This is a genomic window from Streptomyces sp. NPDC057543 (genome assembly GCF_042801895.1).
GTDB lineage: Bacteria > Actinomycetota > Actinomycetes > Streptomycetales > Streptomycetaceae > Streptomyces.
This window is the reverse complement of record NZ_JBHVFF010000325.1, coordinates 1-8,921: the sequence shown is the minus strand read 5'-3', so window position 1 is coordinate 8,921 and position 8,921 is coordinate 1. Positions and strand designations below refer to the sequence as shown.

The window sequence follows — 8,921 nt, the reverse complement described above, 5'->3', positions numbered from 1 at the left end:
CTCCGCCTCCGGCGTTGTCGTCGGTCAACGACGCTCCGCGTCGCTTCCCTCCTCCGCCGTGGATTAGAAGCCGCATGACACCGCTCGCTGATCCACTCTCCATCGCGGGTGAGGTCGTAATGGACGCAACACGCTCAGCGGCGCCTGGCGGACACCGGCAGCCCGTGCCGCGGCCGGATCGTGATCCTGGCCAGCGGGTCGACCGCGAACCCGGGAACGGGCTCGAACTCCCAGTGCCGCCCCAGGGTAGCCAGCGCCATGACGCCCTCCATCCGCGAGAAACTATTGCCTATGCACTGCCGCGGACCGCCGCCGAAGGGAAGATAGGCGAGGCGCGGGCGTCCGGGCCGTACCGCGTGACCGGTGAGCTCGTCCGCCGCGCCGGCGGACCGCGGCGTCTCGAGCCAGCGCTGCGGGGCGAAGAGCTCCGACTGCGGCCACCACTGGGGATCGCGGTGGACGACCCACGGGATGATCCCGACGAAGCTGTCCTTGGGGACTCGGTGGCCGCAGACCTCGAAGTCGTCCAGGGGACGGCGGGCGACGCCCATGACCGGCGGGTAGAGGCGCATCGCCTCGGAGAGGACCGCGTCGGTCCAGACGAGGCGGGGCAGGTCCTCGACCGTGGGCAGCCGGTCGCCGAGCACCTCGTCGATCTCCTCGTGCATCCGCTCCCGTGCCTCGGGGTGGCTGCCGAGCAGGTGGTAGGACCAGGTGAGAACGCTGGCCATGGTCTCGTGGCCGGCCATGAGGAGGGTGATCGCCTCGTCCCGTACCTGGAGGTCCTCCATCGGCTCCCCGGTGTCGGCGTCGCGCGCCGCGAGCAGCAGGGAGAGCAGGTCGGTGCCCTGGCCGTCGCGCTGCCTGCGCTCCGCCATGAGCCGGTAGACGATGGCATCGAGGTTGTCCCGGCCCTCGTAGAAGCGCTTGTTGCCGGGCAGCGGCAGCTTCGCCAGATGGCGGGCGAAGGGCAGGGAATCCCAGCGCAGCGGACCCTCGTGGCGCGGAATGGCGGTGCGGATGGTGCGGGCCACATCGCTGTCGAGCGAGACGTCGAAGAGCGTGCGGGCCACGATGGCGAGGGTCAGCTCGGTCATCTCGACCTGCAGATCGAGCCGGTCCCCGTCCTTCCAGCCGGACTGGATGTCGTCGGAGAGCTCGGCAAAGTCACGGCCGTAGCCGGCGACGCGTTCGTGATGGAACATCGGCTGTATCAGCCTGCGCTGCTTGCGGTGGAACTTGCCATCGCTGGTGACCAGGCCGTTGCCGAGGATCACCTCGAGCGGGGCGGCCCACTTGCCGCGTCCGACGCTCATGACGTCTTTCCCGAAGTTGCGGTGCGACGTGACCAGGACCTCGTGGACCGCCTCCGGGTCGTTGATCATGTACAACTCGCGCCAGCCGAGCGGGATGCGCACGACGGGGCCGTACTGGTCGCGCAGCCCGGTGAGGTAGTTCAGCGGATTGCCGGACATCGCGAGCAGGGCGCGCAGACGGCCGGTGGGACCGGGGGCGGCGGTGGTCATGGGGGCGGTGGAGACCTGGGTCATCGAGGTGCCTTCCTGAGGTGCGGTCACGAGTGGCGCCGCGGGCTCGGCCGGCGGTCCAACGGGATGCAGGTGCCTTGGTGGTTGAGGGCCCGGCCCATCGGTGCGAGCAGGCCGAAGACCAGGTCCTGGACCCACTTGGGGGCTTTACGACGGCGAACTCGCCGAACCCGCGGGCGATGACCGCGGCCCGGAGCACATGGGGGTAGCCCTTGCGGTTGGTGTGGCCGTCGCCGGCCAGGCCCGAGAGCCGTCTCCAGGAGTTCGTTGGCGCGCGGGGCGGGCGTCAGGGTGCTGAACATGCCTGCGGCGGCGTCCTGGTGACGGTTGACGACGCGGTGCGAAACGCCCGGCGGTACGACAGTGACCTTGCCCGGCTCGGCGGGGGATCTCCCTGCCGCCGATCTCGATGCACACCCGAGCTCTGCAGGTGGCTTCCGGCGTGAGCTCCATGCACATGGGTGGGGTCACTCCCTGACGAAGCGTTGGAGGGCGAGCGAGACGTTCTGCCCGCCGAAGGCGAAGGAATTGGAGAGGGCCGCCTGGATCTCGTACGGACGGGCGGTGTTCGGCACGTAGTCGAGATCGCACTCGGGGTCGGCCGCGTCCTGGTTGATGGTGGGCGGGATGACCCCGCGGTCGATGGCCAGGGCGCAGAACGCCGTCTCGGTCGCGCCGGCCGCGCCCAGCAGATGGCCGGTCATCGACTTGGTGGAACTGACGGCCAGGTTCCCGCTGTGCGTGCCGAAGGCGGACTTGATCGCCTTCGTCTCGGCGGCATCGGAGAACGGGGTCGAGGTGCCATGGGCGTTGATGTGGTCGATCTCGCCGGGCTTGAGGTCGGCCTCGCGCAGCGCGGCGAGCATGGCGCGGGCGGCACTCTGCCCGGTGGGATCGGGGGCGGTGACGTGGTAGGAATCGCTGGTCTGGCCGTAGCCGCAGATCTCGGCGTAGACGTACGCGCCCCGCGCCTCGGCCGACTCCGCGGTCTCCAGGAGCAGCATGGTGGCGCCCTCCCCCATGACGAAACCGTCCCGGTCCGCGGTGAACGGGCGGGAGGCTCGGTGGGGTTCGTCGTTGCGGCGGGACAGCGCGCGCATGTTGGCGAAGCCCGCGATCAGCGGCGAGGCGATGCATGCCTCGGAGCCGCCCGCCAGTGCGGCCCCGGCATAGCCGTCGCGGACCATGCGGTAGGCCTGCCCGATCGCGTCGGCCGAGGAGGCGCAGGCGGTGACCGGTGCGGCGCCGGGGCCGCGGAAGCCGAAGCGCTGGGCGACCGTGCCCGCGCCCATGTTGACGATGGAGCTGGGCACGAAGAACGGGGAGACCATCCGGGGTGCTTCCGCGTCCTTCAGCACCCCCTCCATCATGGTGCCGGCGCCGCCGATGGCGCTGCCGATCACGGTGGCGGCGCCGTCCCGGTCGATGCCGTCGAGGCCCGCGCGCTCCACGGCGAGTTCGGCCGCGGCGATCGCGAAGTGGCAGAACCGGTCGAGGCGTCTGGCCTCCTTGCGGGTCAGCCAGTCGGTCGGGTCGAAGTCCGTCACCTCGGCGGCGATACGCACCGGCAGCCGGTCGGCGTCGAAGCCCTGGATCGGTCCCACGCCGGAGGTTCCGGCGAGCAGCCGCGTCCAGACCGTCTCGGTGCCGATGCCGAGCGGGTTGACCATGCCGATGCCCGTCACCACCACCCGGTGACGCCCGGGGGCGGTGTTCATAGGGGCTCACCCGGCTCGGCGAGCCCGAAGAGAGACTCCATCCGGATCGCGAGATTCACATCACCCCGGATGTGCAGCCGGCCCTTGAGCAACAGATCCATTCCCTGAACTGCGGCGGAGGCCATCTCCACGAAGCTGACCGCGTCGAGGGCGAGGGTGACCGCGGGGGCGCCCGAGATCCCCGTCTCGCGCACGTCGCACGTGTCCTCGGTCAGTACGAGGTCGTACGCGAGGGTGGAGGCCGGCAACCTTTCGACCTCCCAACGGGCGGTCTGCGTACCGTCCATGGGGCCTCCGGTGTAGCGCTCGGGCATCCGCTCGAAGACCGTGCGCAGCACGTCCTCGCCGTCGGGTGTGGCCAGCCAGGCCGCCAGGTCCTCGCGCGACAGCCCGGCGAGGGCGGCGCGGACTTCGGAGAGTTCGCCGGAGCGCAGTGCCGCGACTCGCTCCGGGGAGAAGGTCGGTCCGGCCGTCATGAGTGCCCTTCCGCTCGTGCGGGCACCGGCCCGCTATTGACTATTCGGTCGACGGCCTGCCGGAGTTCCTGCTGTGGTGCGACGCCGGGCAGCCGGGCGAGGACATGGCCATCGGGCCGTACGAGAACCGCTTCCGCCCCATGCAGGGCGTAGCTGTCGGCGAAGGCTCCGCTGACATCGCGCAGTTGGGGCCCGTCCGTGGTGATCACGGCTGCTGTGAGGGGCAGGCCCATGAAGGTCGGGGTCTCCTTCACCACTTGCTGCCAGACGGCTCCCTCGGCCCCGGTGAGCAGGGCGAAGCCGGTGCGGCTCAGGTCGGTCGTGGAGATCCGGTCGCCGGCCCGGTCCAGCCAGGCGTGCGGGGCCCGGTGGCCTGCCTGGGCGGTCGGCCGATAGGTCACCACGTCCTGGACCACGGGCTCGCCGGGGCCTGGTGCGTAGGTGAAACCCAGCGTCTGCCCCTCGAAGTCGAAGTGTGGCCGATGCTCTTCGATGTTTCGGGCGAACTTCTCCCGGTCGGCGTCGGATTGGAGCAGTGCCCGCTTCTGCAGGGCGTTGATCTCGCTGTGCCGGGCGTTGAACTCCGCGACCGGGCGCCGCTCACCCTCGTACGAGTCGAGCAGCGCGTCGGGGGCACCGCCGCGCAGTACCGCGGCCAGCTTCCAGGCGAGGTTGTGGGCGTCCTGGATGCCGGTGTTCATGCCGAAGCCCCCGGTGGGCGGGAAGGTGTGGGCGGCGTCCCCTGCGGCGAGCACCCGGCCGTCGGCGCTGCGCCAGGAGGCGAGTCCGGTGGAGCCCATCACCCAGTTCCGTACGGAGTGGATGCGCAGCCCCCCGATCGCTTCGCGCGACTCGCCGATGGCGGCCTCGATCAGCTTGTGGTGATCGACTTCCTCCTCGAAGTAGGTGTGTTCCTCGTCGGCGGTAAGGGCGGGGATCTCCAGGAGCCATTCGCCGCGCACGGGGTCCACGGTGACGAGGACGCCCCGCACGGTGTCGTTGAGCACCCAGTACAGGGCGCTCTCCCGGCCGGCCGTCCAGGGCGAGAGGTCGGCGCTGAAGTGGATGTCGAGGAGCCTGCCGAGCGGCGTGGCCGCGGTCCGTCGCAGGCCCACCGTCTCGCGCAGCGAGCCGTGCAGCCCCTCGGCCAGGACGGCGTAGCGGGCCTCGACGACGGTGGGGCGCTCGCCCCCGGCGGTCACCCTGACACCGGACGGAGTCCGGGTCAGCTCCTCGGCCTTGACGCCGCGGATCACTCGCGCGTTTTCGGGGAGCCTGTCGACGAGCAGCGCTTCCACCCGGTTCTGCGAGCAGATGACGGGAAGGACCGGGCTGTTGACCGCTCGCTGCATCAGGGCGTCCGCCGAAGCGATGATGTCGAGGCCGGCGAGTTCGGTGCCGGCGAGCTCGGTGCACCAGGTGATGCGCGCCGTGTTCTGCAGGGGCACGCCGGCACGGCGCACCTCGGCATCGACGCCCAGGTGCCTGAGCAGCTCCATGGTGCGCGAGTTGATCACCGTGGCGCGTGGATGGCCGGACGGTGAGGTGCGCTCTTCCAGGACGACCGTGCGTACGCCGAGTCCGGCGAGGAAGTGGGCCGCGGCGAGGCCGGTGGGCCCGCCACCGACCACCACGACGTCGACCTCCACCCGCTCGGCGGCCTCCAGTGGATGGGATACGGGCGCAGTCATCGGCGCACCTCCGTAAGACGGGCGACGACCGGTGCCAGGCGGCGGGCCACCGCGGCGTCGAAGCCGGCCTTGAACAGGACGCGGGCGACGACGACTGCGGGCAACCCGGCCAGGATGGCGCCGGTGAGCCAGAGCACGAACATTCCTGTGAGTGCGGTGCGTTGGGCCTCGCCACGCCGGCCGGCGGCGCGGATGACCCGGCCCCAGATCCGGAAGGCCTTCCCGGCGAGGAGGTCGGCCGCGGCCAGCGGAGGGTTCACGGGGGCCGCGTCATAGGCGGCGAGAACGTCGCGGACCCGGTCGGCCAGGGCTTCCTCGGAAGCGGTGAGGGACGCGGGTTCGTCCTGTTCCGTGGCGAGTTCGGGGTGCGCCGGGGCGAGTTCGGCGATGCGCTCTCCGAGGAGCGCGAGCCGGTCCAGCTCGTCCGTGCCGACACCGGCGCGCGGGAACCCCCAGGACGCATCGCGCTTTCCGGCGAGCAGCCAGCGCAGCGTGGTGACGAAGGTGACCCCGGCGGAGGCGGTGTCCACCGCGGCGATGGTGCCCACGTAGCGGCCGCCCGCGGCCTGGAGCAGCCGCTGCACCTCGACGGCGGCCGAGTACCACATGTTCCGGCAGGCCACCAGGCCGACGACGGCACGCCCGTCGAACGCCTTCGGCTCGGCACCGACGAGCGCCCGCATGGGCAGCGCCGGAGCCAGGTACCAGACGGGGAAGGCGAAGAGGACCAGGTCCGCGTCGTCGTCCTCGGCCACCGGCGGCCTGGCGGTGATCTCGGGTGCCCCGTCGGGGTCGACGGAGGCGGGGAAGACACCGAAGAAGCGGCGTACGGGCCAGGGGAAGGGGAAGGGTTCCCGCGGCCTGATCTCGACCTTGCGCACGTCCCAACCCGCCTTCTCCAGGGGGTCGGTGACCGCGGAGATGGATTCCAGGAGCTGACCGGTCTGCGAGTACCAGTAGACGGTCACTCGGGGCTGCGTCCCCACGGCCTCAGGCCTCCCCGGCGGAGACGGCCGTCAGATGCGCGAAGGACACCGCGAACCGGCCGGACTCGGGGACCATCACCAGGAGCTTCTCGCCGGGGGACACCAGGCCCTCGCTGAGCATCTCCTCCAGGATGATGTAGATGCTGGCGCTGCCCGTGTTCCCGACCCGGGTCAGATTGCTGTACCACTTCTCGACGGAGGGGGCCCTGACCTTCCTCCGCTCGATCTCCTTGAGCACCATGGACTTCATGCGCTCGCTCGAGTAATGCACGGGGAGCCAGGCGAGCTCGTCCGGGTCGAAGCGGCCCTCGTCGAGCAGCCGCTGGTACTCCTTGACCCCAATCCGCACAAGATGCGGCAGCAGGCCCAGGTTCTGGCGCAGCGCCAGCGCACCGTCGGCGGCGGCCTCGGCCGCGGAGGGGTAGTCCCACCAGGTCTGCTCCGCCGAGTTGTCGGCCGACCCCATGTACATGCAGGTCTGCTCGGTGTTGGCGTAGGAGGTGAGCGAGATCCAGTCGATCCGCAGGCTCACCCCGTCGGCCGCCGGGCGGTCCTGCACCAGCGCGGCGCCGGCGCCGTCCGAGAGCATGTAGCGCAGGAACGCCATCTCCATGGCGATGGCGCCGTCGTCCGAGACCGACCGGACGTCGGCGAACCGTTCGCTCCTCATGAAGCGCGAGGCGAGTTCGGACGCGGAGGCGACGGCGTTCTTCTTCTCCCCGGCCGCCACCTGGAGGTAGGCGATCTTGAGCGCCATCATCCCGGAGCTGCAGATGCCGTGGGTGGTGACGATCTCGCAGGGCGGGCTGCCCAGTTCGCCGTGGATGCCGCTGGCGATGCCGGGCGCCATGAGATCCGGGACGGCGGTGGCCGCCGCGATGAGGTCGATGTCGTCGAGGGTGATGTCCGAGCGCTCCACCGCCTGGCGGATGGCCGCGACCGCCATGTCGGTGTTGGAGAACAAGGTCTTGTGCTGCTTGTCGATGGCGTAGTGCCGTGACTTGATGCCGCAGTTGTCGAGGATCTGCTCGCGCAACCCCGAACTCGAGTGGCCCACGCTGCCGATGTAGTCCTCGATCTCCTCGTTGGGCACCGGTTCGCCGGGCAGGAAGCGTCCCATGGCGGTGATGTAGGCAGGCATTGCAGAGTCTCCCCGTGACCTAGGCAGCTGCTTTGGCTTCGACCTTGGAGACGGCGAAGTCCAGGACGTCACCGACGGTGCGGAGCGAACCGATGCGCTCGTCGTCCATCGAGATGCCGTACGCACCCTGAAGGGTCTGCGCCATGGCGACGAGGTCGAGTGAGTCGATGCCGATGTCGTTGTACAGATCGGATTCCGCGCAGAGTTCATCCGGGTCGGCATCGCACTTGGCCAGGAGGAATCCCGTGATATCTGCGTAGAGATCGGTCCTCAAAGACATGTTCACCTCCCGTGCCCCACCCCCTGTGCGGCACGGGATTCACTCTGGCCCCAGCCGCGGGACGGGGCATCGGAGAGGTTCACGCGGCCGCCCTGAATTTTTCCCGTCCCTCCCCCAGGTGTGTTGGCCGGGTCAGGGGTGGAGGCCCCTTGTCGGTCCGCGCTAAATTCGATGACCCCTGAGACGGCGCGACGCTCCTCATCCAGGAGCGCAGGTCCGATGCAGGATTAATGCGAAAATTGACGGACGATGTGACGAGCCGGGATTCCTGCTGTCCAGTCCGAATTCGACCGTGCTATTGGCCAGGCCGAACCTGGGCTCCGACGTTTCCACGATGGGTTGTCACGCCTTCAGACCTCGCCCAATACCCTCCGTCTCATGCCCGATGCCCGTCTCGACGCCGCCCTCGCCGCCCCTGACCACGGGACCGCGCTCGCGGAGCTGGCCGCCGACCCACCCGGTGGTGCGGTCATGCTGGCGGCGCGCGTGGGTGGGCGCTACGAAGGCGGGAGCGTGGGCGAGCAGCAGCTGCTCAGGGACCTCCTCCGCCTTCTCCGTGAGGACGGTCACCCGGTTGCACTCGACCTGCTCGCGCGGGTCGGGTCGACGGAGCTGCTGTCCCCGGCGGTGCAGCGCGGGCTGGCGGAGTCCGCGCCGGTGCTCGACGGGCTTGTCGAGCAGCTGGGGTACACAACGCTCGTCGTCGACGCGCTCGGCCTGGATTCCGGAGCAGCTACAGCGGGTCGGACCGGCGCGACCGTGTAGAGAACAATCGTGATCACGAAGGCCCACGGGCGACTTGCGTCCGGGGCGCCCGCCCCCCACTGCCTCACGCAGTGTGACCGGCGAGCCCGCCCGTCACCGCCACACCCCATCAAGTTCGGAGACCCACTTTTGTACGCCGCAGGTCACAAGGGATGCCAGACCCAGGCAGTCTCGGCGAGATGGCCGCGCGACGGCCCGCACACCGTCACGATCACGGTGTCAGCGCACAAGAACCAGGCGAGCCAGGGCCACAACATCACCTTGGATGCCGTCGAAGTACAGCGCTGAGGCCTGTCGTCACACTCCCGCCGTGGCCC

Annotated in this window: 8 protein-coding genes; 1 reads left to right on the top strand and 7 read right to left on the bottom strand. The window is 70.0% G+C overall.

All coding sequences use genetic code 11. The annotated features are described in order from the left end of the window. Positions 1-134 precede the first annotated feature (134 nt). From ACFU8Q_RS35550 to ACFU8Q_RS35520, 7 genes are all read right to left on the bottom strand, one after another. A complete protein-coding gene (locus tag ACFU8Q_RS35550; RefSeq protein ID WP_384462488.1) occupies positions 135-1,577 on the bottom strand; it encodes a cytochrome P450 in 1,443 nt (480 codons plus the stop codon). A 437-nt stretch (positions 1,578-2,014) separates the two neighbouring features. Next, the gene (gene fabF / locus ACFU8Q_RS35545) at positions 2,015-3,265 is read right to left on the bottom strand and encodes a beta-ketoacyl-ACP synthase II (RefSeq protein WP_384462485.1); all 1,251 of its coding nucleotides are present in this window, start codon (positions 3,263-3,265) and stop codon (positions 2,015-2,017) included. After that, positions 3,262-3,741, bottom strand: a complete 480-nt coding sequence (locus ACFU8Q_RS35540; protein ID WP_384462482.1) for an SCP2 sterol-binding domain-containing protein — start codon at positions 3,739-3,741, stop codon at positions 3,262-3,264. The genes fabF and ACFU8Q_RS35540 overlap by 4 nt, the downstream gene beginning before the upstream one ends. Then, entirely contained in the window at positions 3,738-5,432 is a 1,695-nt protein-coding gene (locus ACFU8Q_RS35535; RefSeq protein ID WP_384462479.1) for an FAD-dependent monooxygenase, read from the bottom strand. The genes ACFU8Q_RS35540 and ACFU8Q_RS35535 overlap by 4 nt, the downstream gene beginning before the upstream one ends. After that, positions 5,429-6,418, bottom strand: coding sequence for a hypothetical protein (locus tag ACFU8Q_RS35530; RefSeq protein ID WP_384462476.1), 990 nt, complete (start codon positions 6,416-6,418; stop codon positions 5,429-5,431). The genes ACFU8Q_RS35535 and ACFU8Q_RS35530 overlap by 4 nt, the downstream gene beginning before the upstream one ends. A gap of 4 nt (positions 6,419-6,422) precedes the next feature. After that, positions 6,423-7,559: a 3-oxoacyl-[acyl-carrier-protein] synthase III C-terminal domain-containing protein gene (locus ACFU8Q_RS35525; protein ID WP_384462473.1), complete on the bottom strand. Its 1,137-nt coding sequence runs from the start codon at positions 7,557-7,559 to the stop codon at positions 6,423-6,425. Positions 7,560-7,578: 19 nt separating this feature from the next. Then, positions 7,579-7,839: an acyl carrier protein gene (locus ACFU8Q_RS35520; protein ID WP_384462470.1), complete on the bottom strand. Its 261-nt coding sequence runs from the start codon at positions 7,837-7,839 to the stop codon at positions 7,579-7,581. A gap of 378 nt (positions 7,840-8,217) precedes the next feature. Here ACFU8Q_RS35520 and ACFU8Q_RS35515 point away from each other — a divergent pair, with 378 nt between their 5' ends. Continuing rightward, on the top strand, positions 8,218-8,604 hold the full coding sequence (locus ACFU8Q_RS35515) for a hypothetical protein (RefSeq protein ID WP_384462467.1): 387 nt from the start codon (positions 8,218-8,220) through the stop codon (positions 8,602-8,604). The last annotated feature ends 317 nt before the right edge of the window (positions 8,605-8,921 follow it).

What these genes read in the sequence shown, in the direction of transcription:
- ACFU8Q_RS35540 (WP_384462482.1), bottom strand. Translation starts at nt 3,741, where the DNA reads ATGACGGCCGGACCGACCTTCTCCCCGGAGCGAGTCGCGGCACTGCGC.
- ACFU8Q_RS35535 (WP_384462479.1), bottom strand. Translation starts at nt 5,432, where the DNA reads ATGACTGCGCCCGTATCCCATCCACTGGAGGCCGCCGAGCGGGTGGAG.
- fabF (WP_384462485.1), bottom strand. Translation starts at nt 3,265, where the DNA reads ATGAACACCGCCCCCGGGCGTCACCGGGTGGTGGTGACGGGCATCGGC.
- ACFU8Q_RS35525 (WP_384462473.1), bottom strand. Translation starts at nt 7,559, where the DNA reads ATGCCTGCCTACATCACCGCCATGGGACGCTTCCTGCCCGGCGAACCG.
- ACFU8Q_RS35515 (WP_384462467.1), top strand. Translation starts at nt 8,218, where the DNA reads ATGCCCGATGCCCGTCTCGACGCCGCCCTCGCCGCCCCTGACCACGGG.
- ACFU8Q_RS35520 (WP_384462470.1), bottom strand. Translation starts at nt 7,839, where the DNA reads ATGTCTTTGAGGACCGATCTCTACGCAGATATCACGGGATTCCTCCTG.